Origin of the sequence: Duganella aceris (genome assembly GCF_011090165.1) — a bacterium.
Taxonomy (GTDB): domain Bacteria; phylum Pseudomonadota; class Gammaproteobacteria; order Burkholderiales; family Burkholderiaceae_D; genus Rugamonas; species Rugamonas aceris.
In genome coordinates, this window is the sequence record NZ_JAADJT010000001.1 from 16,827 (window position 1) to 40,196 (window position 23,370).

Genomic DNA, 23,370 nt, shown 5'->3' on the forward strand with positions numbered 1-23,370 from the left:
TACAGACTGTTGACCATGCTAGATAATCTTACCCAACGCCTTGCCAAGGTCGTTAAAACCATGCGCGGCGAGGCCCGCCTGACCGAAGCCAACACCGCCGAGATGCTGCGCGAAGTGCGCATGGCGCTGCTGGAGGCCGACGTCGCCCTGCCGGCGGTGCGCGACTTCATCGCCAAGGTCAAGGAAAAGGCCCTGGGCGAGGAAGTGATCTCCTCGCTGACGCCGGGCCAGGCGCTGGTCGGCGTGGTGCAGCGCGAGCTGGCGGCGCTGATGGGCGCCGACCTCGGCCCGGAGGCGTCGCAGCTGAGCTTTGCGCAGCAGCCGCCGGCGATCATTCTGATGGCCGGTCTGCAGGGCGTGGGTAAAACCACCACCGTCGGCAAGCTGGCCAAGTACCTGAAGGAAGAAAAGAAGAAGAAAGTGCTGACCGTCTCGGCCGACGTGTACCGTCCGGCCGCGATCGCCCAGCTGCAATCGGTGACGGCCCAGGTCGGCGCCGACTTCTTCCCGTCCACCGCGCAGGACAAGCCGGTCGACATCGCGCTGGCCGCGCTGGACTGGGCCAAGAAGCACTACCACGACGTGCTGATCATCGACACCGCCGGCCGGCTCGGCATCGACGAGGCGATGATGGCGGAAATCGCCGCCGTGCACGCCGCCGTCAAGCCGATCGAAACCCTGTTCGTGGTCGACGCCATGCTGGGCCAGGATGCGATCAACACCGCCAAGGCCTTCAACGACGCGCTGCCGCTGACCGGCATCGTGCTGACCAAGCTGGACGGCGACGCCCGCGGCGGCGCGGCGCTGTCGGTGCGCCACATCACCGGCAAGCCGATCAAGTTCGCCGGCGTGTCGGAAAAGCTGGACGGGCTGGAAGCGTTCGATCCGGCGCGCATGGCGTCGCGGGTGCTGGGCATGGGCGACATCATGGCGCTGGTGGAAGAGGCGCGCAAAGGGGTCGACAGCAAGGCGGCCGCCGACCTGGCCGCCAAGGTCAAGTCGGGCGGCAAGTTCGACATGAACGACTTCAAGGCGCAACTGGGCCAGATGAAGAAAATGGGCGGCATGGCCAGCCTGGTCGACAAGCTGCCGGCGCAGTTCCAGCAGGCCGCCGGCGGCGCCAACATGGACCAGGCCGACAAGCAGGTGCGGCGCATGGTCGGCATCATCGACTCGATGACGCCGCAGGAACGCGCCAAGCCGGAGCTGATCAAAGCCACCCGCAAACGCCGCATCGCGGCCGGCGCCGGGGTCCAGGTGCAGGAAGTGAACCGCATGCTGACCCAGTTCGAGCAGATGCAGACCATGATGAAAAAGCTCTCGGGCGGCGGCATGATGAAGATGATGCGCTCGATGAAGGGGATGATGCCGGGCATGCGCTAAGCGGCGAAAAAGCGTTGTTTACGCCTCTTGAAGGTGCGTGCGCGCCCGGAAGCCAGCATTTACGTGGTGTTTCCGGGAAAAAACGCGAAAAACACTTGCATAAGGCTTAAATCACCACCAATATTAGCCGGTGCGATCAATTGCGCAATTTTCCATGTGTTCGTTAAGGAGGCTCGAAGATGGCAACAGCCAAAAAAACCCCAGCAGCACCCGCTAAGAAGCCAGCGGCAGCGAAACCTGCAGCCGTCAAAAAAGCAGCACCAGCAAAAGCAGCAGCGAAACCAGCAGCAGTGAAAAAAGCAGCCGCCCCGGCCGCAGCGCGCAAACCGAACGCCGCATTCATGAAAGCGATGACCCCATCGACCGTACTGGCCGCCGTGGTCGGCGCCGCTCCGCTGCCACGCACCGAAGTGACGAAAAAAGTCTGGGATTACATCAAGAAGCTCGACCTGCAAGATCCGGCCAACCGCCGCATGATCAACGCCGACGACAAGCTGAAAGCCGTATTCGGCGGCAAAGCCCAAGTGTCCATGTTCGAAATGACCAAGCTCATTTCCGACCACCTGAAATAAGCGCAGCGGCCGACCAGCCGCGCCGGAGATGCCGCCCTCGCCCACGCGACGGCGGCATTTTTTTATTTCCAGTTGTTCCAGGCCGATAGCACGGCGTTCGGATAGTCGGGCTTGCCCCGGCTGCCGTTGTAGCGGCCCAGCGCCAGGTACAGGTTGCCGGCCTCCATGTCGAGGTACATGCGCAGGATGGCGCAGCCGTAGCGCAGGTTGGTTTGCATGTCGAACAGCGCGCGCCGGTTGCGGTCGCCGATGACGTTGGTCCAGAACGGCATCACCTGCATGTAGCCGCGCGCGCCGACGATCGACACCGCGTATTTGCGGTACGCCGACTCCACCTGGATCAAGCCCAGCACCATGCCCGGATCGAGCCCGGCGCGGCGCGCCTCGTACCAGACCGTGGACAGGAATTCGGCGCGGGTCTGCTCGTCCGGCAGCTTGCGCTGCAGGCGCGACGACATCTGCGCCAGCCAGGCTTGGTAGCGCACGCGCTCGTCCTCGGTACGGAAGCTGGGACGCGGCGGGGTGGCGTCCTTGATGGCGTTCGACAGCGCCAGCCGCACCGAGTCGGCCAGCGCTTCCTCCTTCTGGTTGCCGGCGTGGACGGCGCCGGCGGCGAACGTCGTCGCCAGCAGCGCCACGCCCAGCGTGCGCATCACCTTCACGCCGCCATTTTGCCTTTAATGAAGCCGATCACGTCGGCCACCGGCACGGCGGTCGCCTCGGTGTCGCGGCGGCCCTGGTATTCCAGGTTGCCTTCCTTCAGCCCACGATCGCCGATCACCACGCGGTGCGGCACGCCGATCAGTTCCCAGTCGGCGAACATGCCGCCCGGACGCAGGCCACGGTCGTCGAGGATGACGTCGATGCCGGCCGCCTTGGCTTCCGCGTACAGCGTCTCGGCCGCTTCCTTGACCGCTTCGCTGCGGTCCATGCCCATCGGGCACAGCACCAGCTCGAACGGCGCCAGCGAGGTCGGCCAGACGATGCCCTTGTCGTCGAAGTTCTGCTCGATCGCGGCGCCCAGGATGCGGGTGATGCCGATGCCGTAGCAGCCCATCTGCAGCGGCGCCGGCTTGCCGTTCTCGTCGAGGAAGGTGGCCTTCATCGCTTCCGAATACGCGGTGCCCAGCTGGAACACGTGACCCACTTCGATGCCGCGCTCGATCGCCAGCACGCCCTTGCCGTCCGGCGAGGCGTCGCCTTCGACCACGTTGCGCAGGTCGGCCACGATGGCCGGCTCGGCCGCGTCGCGGCCCCAGTTGGCGCCGGTGTAGTGGTAGCCGGCGTCGTTGGCGCCGCAGACGAAGTCGGCCATGTTGGCGACGGTGCGGTCGGCCACCACGGTGACCGGGCCAAGGGTGCCGATCGGGCCCAGGTAGCCGGGCACGCAGCCGTAGACCTCGTCGATCTCGGCCTCGGTCGAGAAGCGGTGCGCGGCCAGACCGGCGACCTTGCCGACCTTGATTTCGTTCAGCTCATGGTCGCCGCGCAGCAACAACATGAAATACTGTTTAGTCGATTTCCCGTCTTTTTCGGTCTCGACCGTCAGCGCGATGGTTTTCACCGTTTGCGCCAGGTCCAGCTTCAGCAGCTCGGCCACGGCTTCGCACTTGGTGGCGTCCGGGGTCGAAGTCTTGACCAGGTCCTGCGCCGGCGCCGGACGCGCGGCGGCCAGCGGCAGCGCCTCGGCGGCCTCCATGTTGGCGGCGTAATCCGAGGTCGGGCAGTACACCACCGCGTCCTCGCCGGTGCTGGCGATGACGTGGAATTCGTGCGAACCGCTGCCGCCGATGGCGCCGTTGTCGGCCGCCACGGCGCGGAACTTCAGGCCGAAGCGGGTGAAGATGCGGGTGTAGGCGTCATACATGACCTTGTACGAGGCTTGCATGCCGGCCAGGTCGCGGTCGAACGAATAGGCGTCCTTCATGGTGAACTCGCGGCCGCGCATCAGGCCGAAGCGCGGACGGCGCTCGTCGCGGAACTTGGTCTGGATGTGGTAAAAATTCAACGGCAGTTGGCGGTACGATTTGATTTCCGAACGCACCACATCGGTCATCACTTCCTCGGCGGTCGGCTGGAAGGCGTAGTCGCGGCCGTGGCGATCCTTGATGCGCAGCAACTCCGGACCCATCTTGTCCCAGCGCCCGGTCTCCTGCCACAGCTCGGCCGGCTGCACCAGCGGCATCAGCAGCTCAATGGCGGCGGCGTCGTTCATCTCTTCGCGCACGATGGCTTCGACCTTGCGGATGACTTTCAAGCCCATCGGCATGTAGGTGTAGATACCCGAGCCGAGGCGTTTAATCATGCCGGCGCGCATCATCAATTGATGGCTGACGATCTCGGCGTCGGAAGGCGCTTCTTTAAGCGTGGAAATAAAAAATCGTGAGGCGCGCATACGGTGAATTCTTTTTAAAAAGAGAGAGTTATAATCAACCTAATTTTAAAGGATTAGCTGGCTGATGCGTCCATACTTTATACAAATGCGTTCAATTGATGGCCCTTCGACCGTTTTCGTACCGCGAAAACCCAGCCGAAGTGCGTTTTTGTGGGCAAAAATATAAGCAGGGAGCTCGGTCGCAGAAAGTTTGAGGTGCAATATGCTCGACCGTGAAGGGTTTCGGCCCAACGTCGGCATCATCCTGCTAAACGCCCAGAACGAGGTGTGGTGGGGCAAGCGGGTGCGAGAGCACTCATGGCAGTTTCCGCAGGGCGGCATCAAATATGGAGAAACGCCTGAGCAGGCGATGTATCGGGAGCTGGAAGAGGAAATCGGTCTGCGGGCCGAGCACGTCAAAATCGTCGGCCGCACGCGCGACTGGCTGCGCTATGAGGTGCCGGATCACTTCATCAAGCGGGAGATCCGCGGCCATTACCGTGGCCAGAAGCAGATCTGGTTCCTGCTGCGCATGTGCGCCCGCGACAACGACGTCAACCTGCGCCTGACCGATCATCCGGAATTCGACGCCTGGCGCTGGCATGAGTACTGGGTGCCGCTGGATGTCGTGATCGAATTCAAGCGCGATGTGTATCAGCGGGCCTTGCAGGAGCTGTCGCGTTTCCTGACCTGGCCGGCCAACGGCCACGACCGCCGGCACCACGGTTCGCGCTATCTGCGCCAGCCGCATCCGCCACGGCCGAATCCGGAACCGCCGGGCTCTGTGTGCGGTCCGGCGGACGAGGCCCCGGCCAAGAACGACGGCTAAACCGAAGCGGGACAGTCCAGGGACTGCCCCGCTTTTTTTGACGCCAGCGGGTACAATATCGCCATGTTCAATCCCTCTTCAGACGACGTCCGCCGTTTCTTTTGCGAGACCTTCCGCAAGCAGCGGGCCAACGAAATCCTGACGCCGCTCGAAACCATGGCGTCCGACTGGATCCGCCACCACCCCGAGCACCACGACGTGCTGAGCGACGTCGAGACCGCGCTGGGCCGCGACTACTCGGTCGAAGGCGCGCAGGCCAATCCGTTTTTGCATTTATCGATGCACTTGTCGATCGACGAGCAGATCTCGATCGACCAGCCGCGCGGCATCCGCGACGCCGCCACCGCGCTGACCCTGAAGCTGGACGACGCCCACGCGGCGCAGCATGAAATCATGGAATGCCTGGGCGAGATGATCTGGAACGCGCAGCGCAACGGCACGCCGCCGGACGGCGACGCGTATATCGAAGCGGTCAAGCGCCGCCTGAAATAACTTCGGTGTCAGTGCCGACATTCGGACACGAGCTCTACCGTAACGGAACGTTACGGTAGAGCTCGTGTCCGAATGTCGGCACTGACACCGAATCAATCAATCAGCGGTGCGTCGCCAGCGTGCCCGGCAGGCTGTGGAAGTAGGCCGCCAGATCCTGGATGTCCTGGTTGCTGAGCGGCTTGACTTGGCCGGTCATGATCGCGTTGTTGCGGCCGTTGGCGCCGTCGCCGCGCTTGTAGGCGGTCAGCGCGTGCGCCAGGTAATCCTTGTGCTGGCCGGCCAGCTTCGGATAGCTCGAGTCGATCGGCGTGTTGTAATCCTTGCCGTGGCAGGCGAAACAGCTGTATTTGTCGGCCACGGCCTTGCCGGCGGTGGCGTTGCCGCCGGCGACGGCGGACAGGGAAACGGCGGAGCAGAACAGCGCGGTGATCAGTTTTTTCATTTGGACAGTCCTCATTTAGGGTCCGCGGTACGGGTCTGCTGCGAATAGAACGCCGCCACATCGGCGATATCCTGGTCCGACAGACTGGCGGCGATGCCCCTCATGGACGGATGCTTGCGATCACCCTTCTTGTACGCCTGCAGCGCGCTCTCGATATACTTGGCCGACTGGCCGCCGATCATCGGCACTTGAAACACTTCGGGGAAGGTGGCTTTGTAGCCCGGGATCCCATGACAACCGATACACATTTCAATCTTGGCCTTGGCGTTCTGGACATTGCCCACAACGTCGGCGGCAACAGCGATTTGAGCGATGCCTGCGAGCACGAGGAGTGCGGTGATTTTTTTCATGGTGTTTGCAAGGTAAGTAATCGGATACTACCGCGGATGCAAAACTTGACTTTTGCACTATTAACCTGCGATTCTAACTCAAGAATTTTTTCTAAGCTACACAGAATCATTGCCACAACAACACACAGTTGACAAGCCGCCCGGAACACCTCCCGTACCGATCTCGCCTATACTCGCGCTATCCCCTTACTGACTGAGACACATTCGTATGCAAGCCAAGCAACGCTTTGACGGTTCCGACCAATATGTCGCCACCGATGACCTGAAACTGGCCGTGAATGCGGCTTTGACGCTGCAACGCCCGCTGCTGATCAAGGGCGAGCCGGGCACCGGCAAGACCATGCTGGCCGAGGAAGTGGCGGCCGCGCTGGACATGCCGCTGATGCAGTGGCACATCAAATCGACCACCAAGGCGCAACAGGGGCTGTACGAATACGACGCGGTGTCGCGTTTGCGCGACTCCCAGCTCGGCGACGAGCGCGTGCGCGACATCCACAACTACATCGTCAAGGGCGTGCTGTGGCAGGCGTTCACCGCGCCGGAGCCGGTGGTGCTGTTGATCGACGAGATCGACAAGGCCGACATCGAATTCCCCAACGACCTGCTGCGCGAGCTGGACCGGATGGAGTTCTACGTCTACGAGACGCGCGAAATGGTGCAGGCGCTGCACCGGCCGCTGGTGATCATCACCTCCAACAACGAGAAGGAACTGCCGGACGCCTTCCTGCGCCGCTGCTTCTTCCACTACATCAAATTCCCCGACCGCGACACGATGGAGCAGATCGTCGCGGTGCACTACCCCGGCCTGAAGAAGGAACTGCTGGCGCAGGCGCTGCAAACCTTCTACGAGGTGCGCGACGTGCCGGGCCTGAAGAAAAAGCCGTCGACGTCGGAATTCCTCGACTGGCTCAAGCTGCTGATGGCGGAAGACATCCCGCCCGAGGCACTGCGCAGCAAGGACGCCAAGGCCATCGTGCCGCCGCTGCATGGCGCGCTGCTGAAGAACGAACAGGATATTCATTTGTTCGAACGCCTGGTGTTCATGTCGAGGACGAACCGGTAATGGACCACGTCTTGCCGATCACGCTGGAGCTGAACGGCGTGCGCCTGGAGCCGCTGGCGCCGCACCACGCCGAAGGCCTGCGCGCCGCCGCCGGCGACGGCGAACTGTGGACGTTGCGCGTCACCTCGGTGCCGGAGCCGGACGAGGTGGACGGCTACATCTTCAAGGCGATCGAGATGCGTCCCACCCGGCTGGCGTTCGCGGTGATCGACATCGCCAGCGGCGCCGTGATCGGCAGCACCAGCTACCACGACATCGTGCCGGCCGTCGACCGGCTGGAGATCGGCTACACCTGGTACGCCAAGAGCCGCCAGCGCAGCCACGTCAACACCAGCTGCAAGCTGCTGCTGATGACGCACGCCTTCGAGACGCTGGGCGCCGCGCTGGTCGGCCTACGCACAGACAATTTCAACCACGCCTCGCAGGCGGCGATCGAGCGGCTCGGCGCGAAGAAGGATGGCGTGCTGCGCCACCACGCGCAGCGGCGCGACGGCACGGTGCGCGACACCGTCATGTACAGCATCGCCGCCGGCGAATGGCCGGAGATCAAGGCGCATCTGCGCTACAAGCTGGAACAGCATAAGGCCGACTGACATGCTGATCGATTTTTTCTTCACGCTGAAAGACGCCAAGATACCGGTCACGATCAAGGAATTCCTGACGCTGCTGGAGGCGATGCAAAAGAACGTCATCGAACCATCGCTGGACGATTTCTATTATCTGGCGCGTTTGACGCTGGTGAAGGACGAAGCGCACTTCGACAAGTTCGACCGCGCCTTCGGCCAATACTTCAAGGGCATCAACTCCGCGTTCGAGACCAACAGCGCGATCCCGCTGGACTGGCTGGTGCAGCGCATGAAGCGCGAACTGTCGCCGGAGCAGCTGGCCGCGCTGGAGAAGTTCGGCTACGACAAGCTGATGGACCGCCTCAACGAACTGCTGAAGGAGCAGAAGGAGCGGCACGAAGGCGGCAGCAAATGGATAGGCTCCGGCGGCACCTCCCCGTTCGGCAACGGCGGCACCAATCCCGAAGGCATCCGCATCGGCGGCAAGGGCGGCAACCGCACGGCGGTCAAAGTGTGGGAAGCGCGCGCCTACAAGGACTACGACGGCGAGCGCGAAATCGGCACGCGCAACATCAAGGTCGCGCTGCGGCGCCTGCGCAAGTTCGCACGCCAGGGCGCCGAGGAAGAATTGGCGCTGGACGCCACCATCCGAGCCACCGCCAGCAACGCCGGCTACCTCGACATCAAGATGCAGCCCGAGCGCAAGAACAACATCAAGGTGCTGATGCTGTTCGACGTCGGCGGCACGATGGACGACCATATCGAGCGCACCGAAGAATTGTTCTCGGCGTCGAAGACGGAATTCAAGAACATGGAGTTCTTCTACTTCCACAACTGCGTCTACGACTACATGTGGAAGAACAACCGGCGCCGCAACTCGGAGCGCTTCCCGACCTGGGACATCCTGCGCAAATACCCGCCGGACACCAAGCTGATTTTCGTCGGCGACGCCACCATGAGTCCCTACGAAGTGCTGCAGCCGGGCGGCTCGGTCGAATACAACAACGAGGAAGCGGGCTCGGAATGGCTGACGCGCTTCACGGCCGCGTTTCCGAAGTTCGTCTGGCTCAATCCCGAGCCGGAAGGCGTGTGGCAGTACCGCCAATCGATCGCCATCATCAAGCAGCTGATGAACAACCGTATGTTCCCGCTGACGATGGACGGCCTGGAACGCGCGATGCGCACGCTCAGCAAATAACGGGGTCAAGTCTGACATTCGGACACGAGCTCTACCGTAGCGCGCTACGGTAGAGCTCGTGTCCGAATGTCAGACTTGACCCCGGAGTTACGGCCGCCAGTCGTATTCCAAATAGCCGGCCGCCGCCTTTGCGCGGTCGGCGCCCAGCTCGCGCTGCACCAGGTACAGCGAACCGTCGATGCCGGCCGACAGACCGGCGGTGGTGATCAGTTTCCCCGCGTCGACAAAGCGGCGCTGCTGCACCTGCGCCTTGGGGAAATGCCTGGCCAGCTCGCCGCGCATGCTGCTGGTGGTGGTGACGGGCTGGCCGTCGAGCAGCCCCGCCTTGCCAAGGATGAAGGCGCCGGAGCAGACCGACATCGTCACCTTGACCTTGGCGCTGCGCTCCTTGATCCATGCCAGCAGCTGCGGATTCTTCCACGCCTCGACGATGCCGCCGCCGGGCACCAGCAGCACATCGACCTCGGGCAGATCGGCGGTATCGTATTCCGGCGTGACGCGCAGGCCATAGACCGAGGTGACGGTCGCCTTGCTCAGGCCCACCGTCAGGATGGTCGCCCCGCTGGCGCCGAAGACTTCGATCGGCCCGGCGTAATCGATCTCCTCGACTCCGTCGAACAGCACCACAGCGACCTTGAGCGTCTTGCCGCCTGTGCCCATGTGCATGTTCATGTCCTCCGCCGACGCGGTCAGCGCGACGCCCAGCAGCAATGCGGCGATCCAGTTTTTCATCCATGGCCTTAGCTTGTGAACATGGCCACGAGTCTATCAGCGTCGGTCAACCAGCGCCATCCCCGCGCGGCGGCGTCTCGGCGCGCTCGAACATGCCGTAATCGCGCACCACGGCCGCGACGCGCAGACGGTAATCGTCGAACACGCCGGCGCGGCCGTCCGCCTGCGCGATGCGATGCTCGCCATGCTCGCGCCAGCCGCGCACCGCCTCCTCGTCGCGCCAGAACGACAGCGACAGCAGCTTGTCCGGATTGCTCAGGCTCTGGAAGCGTTCCACCGAGATGAAGCCGTCCATCCGCTCCAGCATCGGCTTCAGATGGGCCGCGTGTTCCAGATATGCCGTCCTGCCCTCGGCGCTGGGCAGGACTTCGAATATGACCGCAATCATGATGCGCTCCTGAGCAGGAAAGTGTTGACGGCATCGTACAGCAGCCCGCGCTGGGCCTCCAGATGCATCAGATGCGTGGCGCGTTCGATGACCGCACCGCCGCAAGCCGATGCCGACGCATTGACGGCCGCCAGCAGCGACGCCGCATCGTCCGCATCACAGACCGTATCCCACTCACCGCGCACCAGCAGCGTCGGCGCCGCGATGCGGGACGGATCGTACAGCGACTGCCCGGACCACAGCGCCTGCACATCGCGCTGCGGCCCTGCCGGCGTGCTGACCGCCGGCGGCGTGCGCGATTGCGCCTGCGGATCGGTGGCCAGGAAAGCCTCGCCCCAAGCCTGGAAATGCGCCTCGCTGAACACCTGCGACTGCCCGCGCGGCACATCCTCGACGAAGCGGCGGTACTGCGCCCACAGCGTCAGCGGATAGTGCGATGGCGTGGAAGTTGCAGCAGCGGCGGCGGCCGGAATATACGCGCCGGCGGGCCGGGTGGGGCCGGCGCGCATGACGATGGGCGCAAACAGCACCAGCGCCGCGATGCCGTCCGGATGCGCGGCAGCGCAGGCGGCGGCCACCGTCGCGCCCCACGAATGGCCGAGCAGGTGGATGGGCCGGCCGCCATTCCGCTCGCGCACCGCCTGTATCGCCCACAGCAATTGCGGCACGGCCTGCTCCAGCCGCCCCACCGCGCGGTCGCTGTCAGGCGGATAGCGCTCCGAATCGCCATAGCCGGCAAAGTCGAAACCCCAGGCGGTGAAGCCGGCATCGTTGAGCGCATCGGCCCAGCTGCGGCCATCCAGACGATAAAAGATGGACAGCCCGGCGCCGAAGGTCGAGCCATGGACATACAACACATCGGCGCGAGAATCGGCGGAAGGCCGCTGCACGCGCAGGGAATGAATAGTCATGCGGATCTCCTCAATGATGATGAAGAGACTATAGCGATCGCCCCGCCACAACGCTTCGGCGCGGAACGAAATGTCCTAAAACTCCGGGGTCAGAGCTAAAAACTGGACATGAGCTCGTGTCCAGTTTTTAGCTCTGACCCCGGAGTTTTAGGGCAGCTGGAGCCGGTAGCCGACGGCGGTTTCGGTCAGCAGGTAACGCGGTTGGGTGGGGTCGGCTTCGAGCTTGTGGCGCAGGTGGCCCATGTAGATCCGCAGGTAGTGGCCGTTCTCCGATTGCGATGGCCCCCACACCGCGCGCAGCAGCTGCGGGTTGGTCATCACGCGGCCGGCGTTGCTGACCAGGACCGCCAGCAGCCGGTATTCGGTCGGCGTCAGGTGTACGTTTTCGCCGCCGCGCGTGACGCGGCGGTTCTGCAGGTCGACCGCGACGTCGCCGAACTGGATCAGGCCGGCATTGTCGGCCGCCGGCTGGCGTTGGCGGCGCAAGGTCGCGCGCACGCGGGCCAGCAGTTCGCCGACGCCGAACGGTTTGGTCAGGTAGTCGTCGGCGCCGGCGTCCAGCGCGCGGATCTTGTCGGCTTCGTTGACCCGCGCCGACAGCACGATCACCGGCACCGTCGACCATTTGCGCACGTCGGTGACGAAGTCGATGCCGTCGCCGTCCGGCAGCCCGAGGTCCAGCACGATCAGGTCCGGCTTGCGCGTGCCGGCGTCGATCAGGCCCCGTTGCAGCGTCGCGGCTTCGTGCACCTGCCAGCCCTCCTCCTCCAGCGCGGCGCGCACGAAGCGGCGGATCTGCGGTTCGTCTTCGACCAGCAAGGCGGTCGGTGCGGTGTCATTCATGATGTGCTTCTTCCTCTGGCATGGCCGGCGGTGTGCCCAGCGGCAGCGTGATGACGAAGGCGGCTCCGCCCAGCGGCGACGGCGCCGCCGCAATGCGGCCGCCGTGCGCTTCGACGATGGCGCGGCAGATCGCCAGCCCCAGTCCGACGCCCGGCTTGGCCGATTCACGCTCGCCCCGGGTGAATTTTTCAAAGATCGCTTCTTCGCGCCCCTGCGGCAGGCCCGGGCCGTCATCATAGACCATGATGTTGATCCAGACCCCGTGCAGCGCGGCGCTGATCTCGATGCGCGAGCCGGGCGGCGTGTATTTGGCGGCGTTTTCCAGCAGGTTGCTGAGCACCCGCTCGATCAACACCGCGTCGTAGCGCAGCAGCGGCAGGTCGTAGGGAAGCTGCGTGCGCACCTTGTGCCCCTTCAGCATCGAGCCGCTGGCGCGCAGCGCGCTGCCGACCACTTCTTCCAGCGGTTGCCATTGCAGGTTGAATTTGACTTCGCCGCTCTGGATGCGCGCCATGTCGAGCAGGTTCGACACCAGTGCGCTCATGCGCAGCGCTTCGTCGTGCAGCGCGGCGGCGACGTCCAGCTGCGCTTGCGCCAGCGTGGGTTTGGAGCCGGCCAGCGATTCCGATAGGCCGACCAGCGATGTCAGCGGCGTGCGCAGGTCGTGCGACAGCGCGGCCAGCAGCGAGTTGCGCAGCCGTTCGGACTCCATGTTGACCAGGGCGTTTTGCGCGACTTCGATGTAGTGCACCCGCTCCAGCGCGATGGCGGCCAGCGCGGCGAACGTGTCGAGCTGTTGCCGCTGTTCGGGGATCAGGATCCAGCGCCGATGCTCGGGTTCGATCGCGAGCACGCCGCGCGTGCGCATCGGGGCCACCAGCGGCAGGTAGAAGATGCGGCTGGCCGGCAGCGTGCCGGTGCCCAGGCCGGCGCTTTCGGCGCGGTCGAATGCCCATTGGGCGATGCCGAGGTCCAGCGGCGCGGCGCGCGGACCGGCGCCGGCCACGGTGCCGGCGTGCGCGGCGGTATCGGCGGCTTCCGGGGGTGGCGGCCGCAGGCGGCCTTCGTCGTCCGGCACCAGCAATGTGGCGCGGGCGCGGAAGGCGCGCTGGATGAAGCTTTGCGTGGTGTCGAAAATCTGTTCGGTCTGCAGTGCGCCGGATAGTTCGCGGGCGAATTCGTACAGCGCGCGCGAGCGCTTTTCGCGGTGCGAGGCGACCCGCGCCTGGAAGCGCAGGTCGGCCGTCAGGTGGCCGGTGATCAGGCCCACCGCCAGCATCACCACGAAGGTGATCAGGTATTGGAAGTCGGTGACGGCGAAGGTGAAGCGCGGTGCGACGAAGAAGAAGTCGAAGCAGGCGACACTGACGCAGGTGGCCATCACCGATGGTCCGCGTCCGAAGCGCACGCCCACCAGCACCACCACCAGCAGGAACAGCATGGCGATGTTGGCCAGGTCGAGATAGGCCAGCAGCGGCGTGGCCGCCAGCGCGGTGGCCAGGCTGGCGACGGCGGCGGCGATGTAGCCGGTGGCGCGCCGGCGCGTCAGGGCGGCCTGCGATGCCGCGTGCGGGCCTGCGGCGGGCCAGCCGTCGGCCGCGATGCCGCCCGCGCCGCGCGACTCGCCCGTTCCGCGCGCGCCCGATCCGCTCGTGCCGGCCCATCCGGCCGTGCCAGCGGCACCAGCACCAGCGGCGCGCGCGTCGGCGCCGTTCTGGTCGTAGTCCGGGTCCGCGCCCCAGCTACCTTCGCCGGTCCGCGCTTGCGCCGCCGGTGCTTCGTTGCGCGGTTCGCCGATTTCGATCAGGTCGATGTCGGGCGCGTAGTCGGCCAGCCGCTTGATGTGCGGCCGGCGCCATGGCCACGTCGGGTGGCCGCGCCCCATGACGATCTTGGACAGGTTGTGCTCACGCGCGTAATCCACCGCGGCCAGCGCGATGTCGTGGCCGGAGATGACGGCGGTGGTGGCGCCCAGCTCCTCGGCCAGCTTCAGCGTCTTGAGGATCTGTTCGCGCTGCGCGGCCGGCAGCCGTTGCAGCGCGGGGGTTTCGATGTAGATCGCGTGCCAGCCGGTGCCCAGCTGGCCGGCCAGCCGCGCCGTGCTGCGCACCGTGTGCTCGCCGCCGGGACGCGGGCCGACGCAGGCCAGCAGCGCGGCGCCGGTCTTCCAGATGTCGCCGATCGATTGCTCGACGCGGTAGGCGCGCACGTCGTCCTCGATGCGGTCGGCGGTGCGGCGCAGCGCCAGTTCGCGCAGCGCGATCAGGTTCCCCTTGCGGAAGAAGTTCTTCGACGCGCGCTCGGCCTGCTGTTCCTGGTACACCTTGCCGCTCTTCAGCCGCGCCAGCAGCTCGTCGGCCGGGATGTCGACCAGCACCACTTCGTCGGCCTGGTCGAACACCGTGTCCGGCACGGTCTCGCCGACGCGGATGCCGGTGATGCCGCCGACCACGTCGTTCAGGCTTTCCAGGTGCTGCACATTGACGGTGGTGAGCACGTCGATGCCGGCGTCGAGCAGCTCTTCGACGTCCTGCCAGCGCTTCGGATGGCGCGATCCGGGCGCGTTGGAGTGCGCCAGCTCGTCCATCAGGATCAGCGGCGGCTGGCGCGCCAGCGCGCCGTCGAGATCGAATTCGGCGATGCGCCTGCCGCGATGCTCGACCGCCTTCGGCGGCAGCACGTCCAGTCCCTCCAGCATGGCCGCCGTCTCGCTGCGGCCGTGCGTTTCGACCACGCCGACCAGCACCGTCTGCCCGCCGGCCTGCAGCTTGCGCGCGGCGGCCAGCATGGCGTAGGTCTTGCCGACGCCGGCCGAGGCGCCGAAGTAGATGCGCAGCTTGCCGCGCGCGGCCTTGCGCTCCTGCGCCTGGACTTGCGCCAGCAGCGCGTCGGGGTCGGGCCGGACGCTATCGTTGGGGAACATGGACATCCGGCGATTTTACTGCGGATCGGCCGGCGCCGCCGCCAATCGCATCGGCTTCGCCTGGTCCAGCGCCAGGTTCAGCGCCAGCACGTTGACGCGCGGTTCGCCGAAGAAGCCCAGGTACTGCTTCCGCTGATGGGTGTCGATCAGCGCCAGCACCTGCTCGGCCGGCATCTTGCGCGCGGCGGCGACGCGGTTCGCTTGATAGCGCGCCGCCGCCAGGCTGATCTCCGGATCGAGGCCGCTGGCCGACGCCGTCACCAGGTCGACCGGGATCGCCTGCGTGTTGGCCGGGTCGGCCGCCTTGAGCGCGTCGATGCGGCCTTTGACGGCGTCGAGCAGCGCCGGGTTGAGCGGGCCTTGATTGGCGCCGCTGGAGCCGGCGGCGTTGTTGGCCATCGGCGCGGTGGCCGACGGACGGCCCCAGAAGTAATGCGGCGACGTGAACGACTGGCCGATCAGCGTCGAGCCGACCGCTTTGCCGTTGACTTCGACGATGCTGCCGCCGGCCTGCGCCGGGAACGCGGCGGCGCCGATGCCGGTGACGGCCAGCGGGTAGATCACGCCGCAGATCAGCGTCAGTGCGCTGAAGACGACGAGGGCGGGACGAATAGGGGACATGATGGACTCCTTAAACCAGGTTGAACGCCGACAGCAGCATGTCGATCGCCTTGATGCCGATGAACGGCAGCACGATGCCGCCCACGCCGTACAGCAGCAGGTTGCGGCGCAACAGCGCGACGGCGCCGATGGCGCGGTACTGCACGCCCTTGAGCGCCAGCGGGATCAGCGCGACGATGATCAGCGCGTTGAAGATCACCGCCGACATGATGGCCGACGACGGGCTGGCCAGATGCATGATGTCGAGCGCCTTCAGCTGCGGATAGGTGCCGACGAAGGCGGCCGGGATGATGGCGAAGTATTTGGCGATGTCGTTCGAGATCGAGAACGTGGTCAGCGAGCCGCGCGTCATCAGCATCTGCTTGCCGATTTCGACGATCTCCAGCAGCTTGGTCGGATTCGAATCCAGATCGACCATGTTGCCGGCCTCCTTGGCGGCCTGCGTGCCGGAGTTCATCGCCACCGCGACGTCGGCCTGGGCCAGCGCCGGCGCGTCGTTGGTGCCGTCGCCGGTCATCGCGACCAGCCGGCCTTCGGACTGGTAGCTGCGGATCAGTTTCAGCTTGTCCTCCGGCGTGGCTTCGGCCAGGAAGTCGTCGACGCCCGCTTCGGCGGCGATGGCGGCGGCGGTCAGCTTGTTGTCGCCGGTGATCATCACGGTCTTGATGCCCATGCGCCGCAGTTCGGCGAAGCGTTCCTTGATGCCGCCCTTGACGATGTCCTTCAGCTCGACCACGCCCATGACGCGGCCGGCGTCGACCACCACCAGCGGCGTGCTGCCGCGGCGCGAGACGTCGTCCACGGCGCGCGCGACTTCGGCCGGATAGGTCTGGCCCAGTGACTCGACGTACTGGCGCACGGTGTCGGCGGCGCCCTTGCGCACGGCGCGCTGGCCGATATCCAGCCCGCTCATGCGGGTCTGCGCGGTGAACGGCACGAACACGGCGTTCAGCGACGCCATCTCGCGTTCGCGGATGTTGAACTTCTGCTTGGCCAGCACCACGATGCTGCGGCCTTCCGGCGTTTCGTCGGCCAGCGAGGCCAGTTGCGCCACGTCGGCCAGCTGTTGCTCGGTGACGCCCGGCGCGGCGAAGAAGGCCGAGGCCTGGCGGTTGCCCAGCGTGATGGTGCCGGTTTTATCCAGCAGCAGCACGTCGACATCGCCCGCCGCTTCGACCGCGCGGCCGGAGGTGGCGATCACGTTGGCCTGCATCATGCGGCTCATGCCGGCCACGCCGATGGCCGACAGCAGGCCGCCGATGGTGGTCGGGATCAGGCACACCAGCAGCGCGATCAGCACCGTGATGGTGATCGGCGTGCCACTGCCGGCGGCGGCCACCGAGAACAGCGAGAACGGCAGCAGCGTCACGGTGACGATCAGGAACACGATGGTCAGCGCCACCAGCAGGATGGTCAGCGCGATTTCGTTCGGGGTCTTCTGGCGCTTGGCGCCTTCGACCATCGCGATCATGCGGTCGAGGAAGGTCTCGCCTGGGTTGGCGGTGACCTTGACCACCAGCCAGTCCGACAGCACGCGGGTGCCGCCGGTGACCGACGAGAAGTCGCCACCGGACTCGCGGATCACCGGCGCCGATTCGCCGGTGATGGCGCTTTCGTCGACCGAGGCCACGCCTTCGATCACTTCGCCGTCGATCGGGATCACGTCGCCCGCTTCGACCAGGATGTAGTGGCCCTTGCGCAGGTCCAGCGCCGGCTGCGGCAGCCAGGTGGTGCCGTGCTTCGGCGTGGCCAGCTTCTTGGCCACCACGGTCTGTTTCAGGCTGCGCAGCGATGCCGCCTGCGCCTTGCTGCGGCCTTCGGCCATCGCTTCGGCGAAGTTCGCGAACAGCACCGTGAACCACAGCCACACGGTGGTGGCGAGGATGAAGCCGGAACTGGCCTCGCCCTTGCCGCCCAGCGATTGCAGGTACAGCAGCGTGGTGATGATGCTGCCGATGTAGACCACGAACATCACGGGGCTGCGCAACTGGGTGCGCGGGCCAAGCTTGCGGAACGAGTCGGCGATCGCCGGCGCCAGCAGCTCGGAATCAAACATCCTGAGCTTCTTGGCGGGCGGGTTGGTGAAGATCGTCATCTCTTTTTGAACGGATTGCGACATGGTGACTCCTTATTTTGCAAACAGCTGCAGGTGTTCGACCACAGGGCCGAGCGCCAGCGCCGGAACGTAATTCAACACGCCGACCAGGGCGACCACGCCGCATAGCAGGCCGATGAACATCGGGCCGTGGGTCGGCATGGTGCCGGCGTTGGCCTCCAGCCGCTTCTTGCCGGCCAGCGAACCGGCGATGGCGAGAATCGGCACGATCATCGCGAAGCGGCCGAACCACATGGCGATCGCCAGCATCGTGTTGTAGAACGGCGTGTTGGCGGACAGGCCGGCGAAGGCGCTGCCGTTGTTGTTGGCGGCCGAGCTGAAGGCGTACAGGATTTCCGAGAAGCCATGCGCGCCGGGGTTGGCGATGCCGGCCTTGCCGGCGTCGCACATGACGGCGATGGCGGTGCCGGCCAGCACCAGCGTCGGCGTGACCAGGATGGCGATCGAGGTCATTTTCATTTCATAGGCCTGGATCTTCTTGCCCAGGTATTCCGGCGTGCGGCCGATCATCAGGCCGGCGATGAACACCGCCATGATGGCGAACACCAGCATGCCGTACAGGCCGGAGCCGACGCCGCCGAAGATCACTTCGCCGAACTGGATCAGCAGCATGGGGATCATGCCGCCGATCGGCATGAAGGAATCGTGCATGGCGTTGACGGCGCCGCACGAGGCGGCGGTGGTGACGGCGGCGAACAAGGCCGAGGCGCTGATGCCGAAGCGGGTCTCCTTGCCTTCCATATTGCCGCCCGATTGCAGCGCGCTCATGGTCTGGTCGACGTTCAAGGCTTGCAGCGCGGGATGCGCGGCCTGCTCGGCGCCCAGCACGAACACCGTGCAGGCGACGAACAGCAGCGTCATCGCGCCCAGCACCGCCCAGCCCTGGCGCCGGTCGCCGACCATGCGGCCGAAGGCGAAGCACAGGCCGGCCGGGATGATGAAGATCGCCAGCATCTGCATGAAATTGGCCAGCGCGGTCGGGTTCTCGTAAGGGTGGGCCGAGTTGGCGTTGAAGAAGCCACCGCCGTTGGTGCCCAGCATCTTGATCGCTTCCTGCGACGCGACCGGGCCCATGGCGATGGTCTGCGTGGTGGCGGTCAGCGCTTCGGTGACCGGCGCGCCCTTGGCGTCCAGCAGCGGCTGGCCGTCGGCGCCCGTTTTCGGCACGCTGTAGCTGACCGTGTCCAGCAGCTGCACTTCCTTGTAGGCCGAGAAGTTCTGGATAACGCCCTGCCCCATCAGGAACACCGCGAACAGCAGCGACAGCGGCAGCAGCAGGTACAGCGTGGAGCGGGTGACGTCGGCCCAGAAGTTGCCGATCGATTTGGCGGAGCGCGACGAGAAGCCGCGGATCAGCGCAAAGGCGACGGCGATGCCGGTGGCGGCCGAGAAGAAGTTCTGCCCCGTCAGCACCAGCATCTGGGTCAGGTAACTCATGGTCTGCTCGCCGCTGTAGCCCTGCCAGTTGGTGTTGGCGACGAAGCTGACAGCGGTGTTGAACGAGGAGTCGGGGCTGACGTTGGCCAGGCCCTGCGGGTTCAACGGCAGGAAGGCCTGCACTCGTTGCAGCGCGTAGACGGCCAGCGCGCCGATGCCGTTGAACAGCAGCAGCGCGATGGCGTAGGCTTTCCAGGCCTGGCCTTCGGGCGCGCCATCTTTTCCGGCGACGCCGGCGGCGCGGTACAGCAGCTGTTCGATGCGGGCCATCCAGCCCATGCCTGGAATGGCGCCGCCGTCGCCGATGCGGGTCAGCAGGATGCCGAGCGGCCAGGCCAGCGCCAGCAGCACGACCAGAAACATCACCAGCATGATGATAGATTGTGCGGTCATTACAGTTCCTCCGCTTTCAACAGGGCGACGATCAGGTACACCAGCAGGCCGCCGGCGGCGATGGCGCCGATCAGGTAGAAGATGTTCATGGCTGGCCTCCCAGCTTGTCGCAGCCGACGGCGAACGCCACGGTCACGGCAAGGAAAGCCAGCATTACCCCAATAAATACGATGTCCATTACATCCCTCACAGGTCTTGTTTTGATAGCGTGAAGGTTAGCGGCAAGGGTCTAAAGATTTTGTAAAGACTTGCGGACGGGGTGTAAACAAAGCGTAAAAATGGCCGGCATTTACGCTTTGTTTACGGGGCGGGCGCGACTCTTTAGAACATTTTTACGCGCCGGGGAATACGATTTTTCCATCGTCACTCCCTATGGAAATCATGTTTACTTCTTTACACGGCATCTGGGTGCCGCTGGTCACGCCGATGCATCATGGCGAAATCGATTTATCACGTTTGCAGGCGCTGGCCGACGGCCTGATCGCGCGCGGCGTGCACGGGCTGGTGGTGTGCGGCACCACCGGCGAGGCGCCGCAGCTCGACCTGGCCGAGCAAAGCGCGGCGCTGGCGGCGGTGCTGGAGACGGCGCACAAGCGCTGTCCGGTGCTGATGGGCATAGGCGGCAGCGACACCTTCGCCGCCGCCAGCCGCGTGCTGCAGTTCGACGACATGGAGCTGGCGGGGTATCTGGTCTCCACGCCGGCTTATGTGCGGCCGTCGCAGGAGGGGCTGGTGCGGCATTTCGAGACCATCGCCGAATCAACCGAGCGGCCGATCGTGCTGTACAACGTGCCGGCGCGCACCGGCGTCGATCTGGAGCTGGGGAGCGCGCGCAGGTTGGCGGAGCGGCCGCAATTCGCCGCCATCAAGGAGGCCGGTGGCAGTGTGCGGCGGATGGCGGAGCTGGTCGAGCACACGCCGTTGGCGGTGTTGTGCGGCGACGATGCGTTGCTGTTCTCCGCGTTGTGCCATGGCGGGCATGGGGCGATTTCGGCATCGGCGCATATCAGGCCGGACTTGTATGTGCGGCTGTATGAGCTGGTGCGGGCGCAGCGGCTGGACGAGGCGCGCGCCTTGTTCGCGTTGCTGCTGCCGATGATACAACTGCTGTTCTCGGAGCCGAATCCGGCGCCGTTGAAGGCGGCGCTGGCCATGCAGGGCCTGATGCGCGACGAACTGCGCCTGCCGATGACGCCCGCCAGCGCCGGATGCGGGTCGCGGCTGGCGGCGGCGCTGGATGCCCTGGAGGCCGTATGATCGTCGCATTGACCGGCAGCGAAGGCGATGGCGCCGTCTCCGATCTGGCCGAGGATCTGGCGATGCTGCGGGTGGCCGCCGGCAAGCGGGTGCTGCTGGTGTCGCCCAATCCCGGTCCTTACGATCCGCAGTTGTTCGACGATCTGCTGATCGACGTGTCGCGGCGCGGCGAGGACCGCGCGCTGGCGCGGGCGGCGGTGATCGTGGTGCTGTTGCGGCCGGAGGCGCTGGAGCACGGCGGCCAGCGGCTGCTGCTGGATCGGCTGCGGGCCGCGCAGCAGGCCAATCCCGGCGCGCGGGTGCTGGTGACGGTGGCGCACGGCCGCCGCCCGCTGTCGGCGCACCAGACCGGATGCGTGCTGGTGTTCGTGGCCCAGTTGCGCCACGCCCGCCTGGCCGACACGCTGGTGCTCGACGACGGCGGCGATTCGTATCACTCCCATCACAGCGAGCTGGAACTGGACGTCTACAAAGCGGACCGCAAACTGTGCGCGCCCGAAGTGCGCCATCTCTATCGCGAGATCTTCCGCAACCACGTGGCGACGCTATAAAAAAGGCCCGCCGGACAAGGGCGGGCCACGCTGGGCAAAGCCGCCGCCGTAGCGCCGGCACGGGCGCGGGCGGCGGCGGGGATCAGAACACTTTGCTGACGGTCAGCTGCAAGGCGGTCTTGCCGAGGAATTTGCCGTTGGCCGGCGAGGCGTAGGCGGTCTTGCCGGCGTTGGTGCCGATCACGGCCAGCGCGCCGCTGACCACGCCGAAGTCGCGCGTGACGCCAAGCTTCCAGTCGGTATAGCTGGCGGCGTCGTTGTGCTTCACTTCCTGGTGGCCGGCGTGCAGGTTGATGGTGTAGCCGTCGCCGGCGTCGAGGTTGGCGCCGAGGTCGACGTAGCCGCTGTTCTTGCTGTCGACGAAGGCGAACAGATTGGTCACCGCGTGCGAGTACTTGATATACGCCGGGCCGTAGGCCAACTGGCCGTAGATCTCGGTGGTGTCGGCGTTGACGAAGCCGCTGACGTGTTTCAGGTCGTTGGACGGGTACACATAGGTCAGCACGCCGACATCGTAGGCCACCGCGTCGGTCAGCTGGCCGCGCTTGCCGGCGTAGAGGTCCACTTCGACGTGGCCGTCGCCGCCGGCGTCCTTGGTCCACTTGATGCTCGACAGCCAGGCGCCCGCATACAGGCCGCTCGGGTTGTTGACGTAGTCGAAGCCGCCCTGCAGCGCGGGTTTCAGGCGGGTCTGCGAGATGCCGCGATAGCGGTAGTCGCTGACCACGGCGGCGTTGAAGCTGGTTTCGTTGTCCGGCTTGGCGGCCGGCGCGGCATCCTCGGCGTAGGCGAGGCTGCCGGTGAAAGCAGCGATAAGGGCTGCGGCGAGAATCATCTTGTTCATGGTGCGGTCTTTCTACTTAGTGGTGGGTGAAAAATACTTCGCGGTACAGCGCGTCCATGTCGGCCGGCGCCTGGCCCTGCGCGTGCAGGATGGTGCCGGCCAGCGTGGCCGACATCACCCGCGCCGCGTAGGCGCGCACGGCGGCGCGCTGCGCTTCGTCGGGCTCGCCGCCGTGGTCGGCGACCAGCACGAACAGCACCCGCAGGCCGGGGTTGAACATGCGCGCGCAATTGAGGCGGGCGATCAGTTTGTATTGGCTCGACAGGTCGGCCTGATCCGGCGTCACCGGCACCACCGCCAGCCGCGCGGCGATCAGCGCGGCGCGGCTTTCGACCGTGTCGCGGCCCTCGGTGTCGATGACGATGTCGTTGTAGCGGGTGCGCAGCAGCTCCAGGTCGTGCTCCAGCGTGCGGCCGGTGATGGCGCGCGCGGCGACGCGCGGCTGCACGCCGGCGGCGGCCAACTCGCCGCACCAGGCGCACGAGGCGCCGCGCGGGTCGGTGTCGACCAGCATCACCCTGCGTCCGCTGCGGGTGCGCAGCAGCGCCAGGTTGTTGGCGATGATGGTCTTGCCGGCGCCGCCGTTCTGGTTGGCGATGGCGACGATCATGCCGCCCCCTGCGCGACTGGCGACTCCAGCCCCGTCATGCGGCCGAACTCCGCGCCCGGCAAGGCGCGCATCACGGCCACCATCACCTGCCCGGCCATGGCGCGCGAAAGGCACAGCCAGACCTTGACGCGGGCGCCGTGGTCGCAGGCCTCGATGCGCATGAAATCCATGGCGTCGCCGCAGGTGCGCATCACCAGGGCGCGCAGCGCGGTGACCGATCCGCTGTCCACGGTCAGCTGCATCAGGCACGGACGCGGCGCCCGCGCGCGGGCCTCGGCGGCCCACAATGAGCGGCGTTGCGCGGACTTGGTGTGGAAAAATGCGTGCATTCTGGACCTCCGTCTTCAGCGTTGCGATATCGAACAGCTTATCGAGGCGCGCGTAAAAACGGTCTAAAAAGGCGGCCGGCCCCCGTAAACATCGTGTATAAATTGGGCCGCGCCGTTTTTTTGCCGCGATTCCGGCCGGTTGAGGA

The 23,370-nt window shown here is 65.6% G+C and carries 25 protein-coding genes; 9 read left to right on the forward strand and 16 right to left on the reverse strand.

What is annotated here, in order from left to right; all coding sequences use genetic code 11:
- The first annotated feature begins 15 nt into the window (after window positions 1–15).
- Window positions 16–1,383 carry a signal recognition particle protein gene (gene ffh / locus GW587_RS00070; RefSeq protein ID WP_166097265.1) on the forward strand — a complete coding sequence of 456 codons (1,368 nt, stop codon included), beginning with the start codon at window positions 16–18 and terminating at the stop codon, window positions 1,381–1,383.
- Window positions 1,384–1,562: 179 nt separating this feature from the next.
- Window positions 1,563–1,955 (forward strand): SWIB/MDM2 domain-containing protein, encoded by a 393-nt coding sequence (locus tag GW587_RS00075; protein WP_166097266.1) that lies wholly within the window; start codon window positions 1,563–1,565, stop codon window positions 1,953–1,955.
- 62 nt (window positions 1,956–2,017) lie between these two features.
- Here GW587_RS00075 and GW587_RS00080 read toward each other — a convergent pair whose 3' ends face one another.
- Window positions 2,018–2,608, reverse strand: a complete 591-nt coding sequence (locus GW587_RS00080; protein ID WP_166098987.1) for a lytic transglycosylase domain-containing protein — start codon at window positions 2,606–2,608, stop codon at window positions 2,018–2,020.
- Window positions 2,609–2,613: 5 nt separating this feature from the next.
- Window positions 2,614–4,350: a proline--tRNA ligase gene (locus GW587_RS00085; protein ID WP_166097268.1), complete on the reverse strand. Its 1,737-nt coding sequence runs from the start codon at window positions 4,348–4,350 to the stop codon at window positions 2,614–2,616.
- A 202-nt stretch (window positions 4,351–4,552) separates the two neighbouring features.
- Between GW587_RS00085 and GW587_RS00090 the strand changes: the two genes are divergently transcribed.
- Window positions 4,553–5,158 carry an RNA pyrophosphohydrolase gene (locus GW587_RS00090; protein ID WP_166097270.1) on the forward strand — a complete coding sequence of 202 codons (606 nt, stop codon included), beginning with the start codon at window positions 4,553–4,555 and terminating at the stop codon, window positions 5,156–5,158.
- A 63-nt stretch (window positions 5,159–5,221) separates the two neighbouring features.
- Window positions 5,222–5,650 (forward strand): DUF1841 family protein, encoded by a 429-nt coding sequence (locus tag GW587_RS00095; protein ID WP_166097271.1) that lies wholly within the window; start codon window positions 5,222–5,224, stop codon window positions 5,648–5,650.
- A gap of 100 nt (window positions 5,651–5,750) precedes the next feature.
- Here the strand turns inward: GW587_RS00095 and GW587_RS00100 are convergent, their stop codons facing one another.
- Window positions 5,751–6,092, reverse strand: a complete 342-nt coding sequence (locus GW587_RS00100; protein WP_166097272.1) for a c-type cytochrome — start codon at window positions 6,090–6,092, stop codon at window positions 5,751–5,753.
- 11 nt (window positions 6,093–6,103) lie between these two features.
- Window positions 6,104–6,442 (reverse strand): c-type cytochrome, encoded by a 339-nt coding sequence (locus GW587_RS00105; protein WP_166097274.1) that lies wholly within the window; start codon window positions 6,440–6,442, stop codon window positions 6,104–6,106.
- Window positions 6,443–6,650: 208 nt separating this feature from the next.
- Between GW587_RS00105 and GW587_RS00110 the strand changes: the two genes are divergently transcribed.
- From GW587_RS00110 to GW587_RS00120, 3 genes are read left to right on the forward strand one after another with little or no spacing between them, the layout of a single operon-like run.
- Window positions 6,651–7,505, forward strand: coding sequence for an AAA family ATPase (locus GW587_RS00110; RefSeq protein WP_166097276.1), 855 nt, complete (start codon window positions 6,651–6,653; stop codon window positions 7,503–7,505).
- On the forward strand, window positions 7,505–8,098 hold the full coding sequence (locus GW587_RS00115) for a GNAT family N-acetyltransferase (protein ID WP_166097277.1): 594 nt from the start codon (window positions 7,505–7,507) through the stop codon (window positions 8,096–8,098). Before GW587_RS00110 ends, GW587_RS00115 begins: the two co-directional genes overlap by 1 nt.
- A gap of 1 nt (window position 8,099) precedes the next feature.
- The gene (locus GW587_RS00120) at window positions 8,100–9,269 is read left to right on the forward strand and encodes a vWA domain-containing protein (protein ID WP_166097279.1); all 1,170 of its coding nucleotides are present in this window, start codon (window positions 8,100–8,102) and stop codon (window positions 9,267–9,269) included.
- An 87-nt stretch (window positions 9,270–9,356) separates the two neighbouring features.
- On the opposite strand, the gene GW587_RS00125 is transcribed toward GW587_RS00120, so the two are convergent.
- The 9 genes from GW587_RS00125 to GW587_RS00165 all read right to left on the reverse strand — a co-directional run bounded on the left by GW587_RS00125 (window position 9,357) and on the right by GW587_RS00165 (window position 19,722).
- The gene (locus GW587_RS00125; protein ID WP_166097280.1) at window positions 9,357–10,001 is read right to left on the reverse strand and encodes a DJ-1/PfpI family protein; all 645 of its coding nucleotides are present in this window, start codon (window positions 9,999–10,001) and stop codon (window positions 9,357–9,359) included.
- Between the two features lie 46 nt (window positions 10,002–10,047).
- Entirely contained in the window at window positions 10,048–10,389 is a 342-nt protein-coding gene (locus tag GW587_RS00130; RefSeq protein ID WP_166097281.1) for an antibiotic biosynthesis monooxygenase family protein, read from the reverse strand.
- Complete coding sequence (locus GW587_RS00135; protein WP_166097283.1) at window positions 10,386–11,300, reverse strand: alpha/beta hydrolase; 915 nt, start codon at window positions 11,298–11,300, stop codon at window positions 10,386–10,388. The genes GW587_RS00130 and GW587_RS00135 overlap by 4 nt, the downstream gene beginning before the upstream one ends.
- 147 nt (window positions 11,301–11,447) lie before the next feature.
- Window positions 11,448–12,143, reverse strand: coding sequence for a two-component system response regulator KdpE (gene kdpE, locus GW587_RS00140; protein ID WP_166097284.1), 696 nt, complete (start codon window positions 12,141–12,143; stop codon window positions 11,448–11,450).
- A complete protein-coding gene (locus GW587_RS00145) occupies window positions 12,136–15,066 on the reverse strand; it encodes a DUF4118 domain-containing protein (RefSeq protein ID WP_166097285.1) in 2,931 nt (976 codons plus the stop codon). The genes kdpE and GW587_RS00145 overlap by 8 nt, the downstream gene beginning before the upstream one ends.
- Window positions 15,067–15,081: 15 nt before the next feature.
- Complete coding sequence (kdpC, locus tag GW587_RS00150; RefSeq protein ID WP_166098990.1) at window positions 15,082–15,690, reverse strand: potassium-transporting ATPase subunit KdpC; 609 nt, start codon at window positions 15,688–15,690, stop codon at window positions 15,082–15,084.
- 7 nt (window positions 15,691–15,697) lie between these two features.
- The gene (gene kdpB / locus GW587_RS00155; RefSeq protein WP_166098993.1) at window positions 15,698–17,782 is read right to left on the reverse strand and encodes a potassium-transporting ATPase subunit KdpB; all 2,085 of its coding nucleotides are present in this window, start codon (window positions 17,780–17,782) and stop codon (window positions 15,698–15,700) included.
- Window positions 17,783–17,815: 33 nt separating this feature from the next.
- Window positions 17,816–19,633 (reverse strand): potassium-transporting ATPase subunit KdpA, encoded by a 1,818-nt coding sequence (gene kdpA / locus GW587_RS00160; RefSeq protein WP_166097286.1) that lies wholly within the window; start codon window positions 19,631–19,633, stop codon window positions 17,816–17,818.
- Window positions 19,633–19,722, reverse strand: coding sequence for a potassium-transporting ATPase subunit F (locus GW587_RS00165; protein WP_166097288.1), 90 nt, complete (start codon window positions 19,720–19,722; stop codon window positions 19,633–19,635). The genes kdpA and GW587_RS00165 overlap by 1 nt, the downstream gene beginning before the upstream one ends.
- 292 nt (window positions 19,723–20,014) lie before the next feature.
- Here GW587_RS00165 and dapA point away from each other — a divergent pair, with 292 nt between their 5' ends.
- Together dapA and GW587_RS00175 are read left to right on the forward strand one after the other, a co-directional pair.
- Window positions 20,015–20,890, forward strand: a complete 876-nt coding sequence (dapA, locus tag GW587_RS00170; RefSeq protein ID WP_166097289.1) for a 4-hydroxy-tetrahydrodipicolinate synthase — start codon at window positions 20,015–20,017, stop codon at window positions 20,888–20,890.
- The gene (locus GW587_RS00175) at window positions 20,887–21,441 is read left to right on the forward strand and encodes a hypothetical protein (protein WP_166097290.1); all 555 of its coding nucleotides are present in this window, start codon (window positions 20,887–20,889) and stop codon (window positions 21,439–21,441) included. Before dapA ends, GW587_RS00175 begins: the two co-directional genes overlap by 4 nt.
- A gap of 82 nt (window positions 21,442–21,523) precedes the next feature.
- Here the strand turns inward: GW587_RS00175 and GW587_RS00180 are convergent, their stop codons facing one another.
- The 3 genes from GW587_RS00180 to GW587_RS00190 are packed head-to-tail and all read right to left on the reverse strand — an operon-like array spanning window position 21,524 to window position 23,224.
- On the reverse strand, window positions 21,524–22,285 hold the full coding sequence (locus GW587_RS00180; protein WP_166097292.1) for a TorF family putative porin: 762 nt from the start codon (window positions 22,283–22,285) through the stop codon (window positions 21,524–21,526).
- A gap of 16 nt (window positions 22,286–22,301) precedes the next feature.
- Window positions 22,302–22,895, reverse strand: a complete 594-nt coding sequence (locus GW587_RS00185; protein ID WP_166097294.1) for an AAA family ATPase — start codon at window positions 22,893–22,895, stop codon at window positions 22,302–22,304.
- Window positions 22,892–23,224, reverse strand: coding sequence for a hypothetical protein (locus GW587_RS00190; RefSeq protein WP_166097295.1), 333 nt, complete (start codon window positions 23,222–23,224; stop codon window positions 22,892–22,894). Before GW587_RS00190 ends, GW587_RS00185 begins: the two co-directional genes overlap by 4 nt.
- Window positions 23,225–23,370: the final 146 nt, after the last annotated feature.

What these genes read in the sequence shown, in the direction of transcription:
- ffh (WP_166097265.1), top strand. Translation starts at nt 16, where the DNA reads ATGCTAGATAATCTTACCCAACGCCTTGCCAAGGTCGTTAAAACCATG.
- GW587_RS00075 (WP_166097266.1), top strand. Translation starts at nt 1,563, where the DNA reads ATGGCAACAGCCAAAAAAACCCCAGCAGCACCCGCTAAGAAGCCAGCG.
- GW587_RS00080 (WP_166098987.1), bottom strand. Translation starts at nt 2,608, where the DNA reads ATGCGCACGCTGGGCGTGGCGCTGCTGGCGACGACGTTCGCCGCCGGC.
- GW587_RS00085 (WP_166097268.1), bottom strand. Translation starts at nt 4,350, where the DNA reads ATGCGCGCCTCACGATTTTTTATTTCCACGCTTAAAGAAGCGCCTTCC.
- GW587_RS00090 (WP_166097270.1), top strand. Translation starts at nt 4,553, where the DNA reads ATGCTCGACCGTGAAGGGTTTCGGCCCAACGTCGGCATCATCCTGCTA.
- GW587_RS00095 (WP_166097271.1), top strand. Translation starts at nt 5,222, where the DNA reads ATGTTCAATCCCTCTTCAGACGACGTCCGCCGTTTCTTTTGCGAGACC.
- GW587_RS00100 (WP_166097272.1), bottom strand. Translation starts at nt 6,092, where the DNA reads ATGAAAAAACTGATCACCGCGCTGTTCTGCTCCGCCGTTTCCCTGTCC.
- GW587_RS00105 (WP_166097274.1), bottom strand. Translation starts at nt 6,442, where the DNA reads ATGAAAAAAATCACCGCACTCCTCGTGCTCGCAGGCATCGCTCAAATC.
- GW587_RS00110 (WP_166097276.1), top strand. Translation starts at nt 6,651, where the DNA reads ATGCAAGCCAAGCAACGCTTTGACGGTTCCGACCAATATGTCGCCACC.
- GW587_RS00115 (WP_166097277.1), top strand. Translation starts at nt 7,505, where the DNA reads ATGGACCACGTCTTGCCGATCACGCTGGAGCTGAACGGCGTGCGCCTG.
- GW587_RS00120 (WP_166097279.1), top strand. Translation starts at nt 8,100, where the DNA reads ATGCTGATCGATTTTTTCTTCACGCTGAAAGACGCCAAGATACCGGTC.
- GW587_RS00125 (WP_166097280.1), bottom strand. Translation starts at nt 10,001, where the DNA reads ATGAAAAACTGGATCGCCGCATTGCTGCTGGGCGTCGCGCTGACCGCG.
- GW587_RS00130 (WP_166097281.1), bottom strand. Translation starts at nt 10,389, where the DNA reads ATGATTGCGGTCATATTCGAAGTCCTGCCCAGCGCCGAGGGCAGGACG.
- GW587_RS00135 (WP_166097283.1), bottom strand. Translation starts at nt 11,300, where the DNA reads ATGACTATTCATTCCCTGCGCGTGCAGCGGCCTTCCGCCGATTCTCGC.
- kdpE (WP_166097284.1), bottom strand. Translation starts at nt 12,143, where the DNA reads ATGAATGACACCGCACCGACCGCCTTGCTGGTCGAAGACGAACCGCAG.
- GW587_RS00145 (WP_166097285.1), bottom strand. Translation starts at nt 15,066, where the DNA reads ATGTTCCCCAACGATAGCGTCCGGCCCGACCCCGACGCGCTGCTGGCG.
- kdpB (WP_166098993.1), bottom strand. Translation starts at nt 17,782, where the DNA reads ATGACGATCTTCACCAACCCGCCCGCCAAGAAGCTCAGGATGTTTGAT.
- kdpA (WP_166097286.1), bottom strand. Translation starts at nt 19,633, where the DNA reads ATGACCGCACAATCTATCATCATGCTGGTGATGTTTCTGGTCGTGCTG.
- GW587_RS00165 (WP_166097288.1), bottom strand. Translation starts at nt 19,722, where the DNA reads ATGAACATCTTCTACCTGATCGGCGCCATCGCCGCCGGCGGCCTGCTG.
- dapA (WP_166097289.1), top strand. Translation starts at nt 20,015, where the DNA reads ATGTTTACTTCTTTACACGGCATCTGGGTGCCGCTGGTCACGCCGATG.
- GW587_RS00175 (WP_166097290.1), top strand. Translation starts at nt 20,887, where the DNA reads ATGATCGTCGCATTGACCGGCAGCGAAGGCGATGGCGCCGTCTCCGAT.
- GW587_RS00180 (WP_166097292.1), bottom strand. Translation starts at nt 22,285, where the DNA reads ATGAACAAGATGATTCTCGCCGCAGCCCTTATCGCTGCTTTCACCGGC.
- GW587_RS00185 (WP_166097294.1), bottom strand. Translation starts at nt 22,895, where the DNA reads ATGATCGTCGCCATCGCCAACCAGAACGGCGGCGCCGGCAAGACCATC.
- GW587_RS00190 (WP_166097295.1), bottom strand. Translation starts at nt 23,224, where the DNA reads ATGCACGCATTTTTCCACACCAAGTCCGCGCAACGCCGCTCATTGTGG.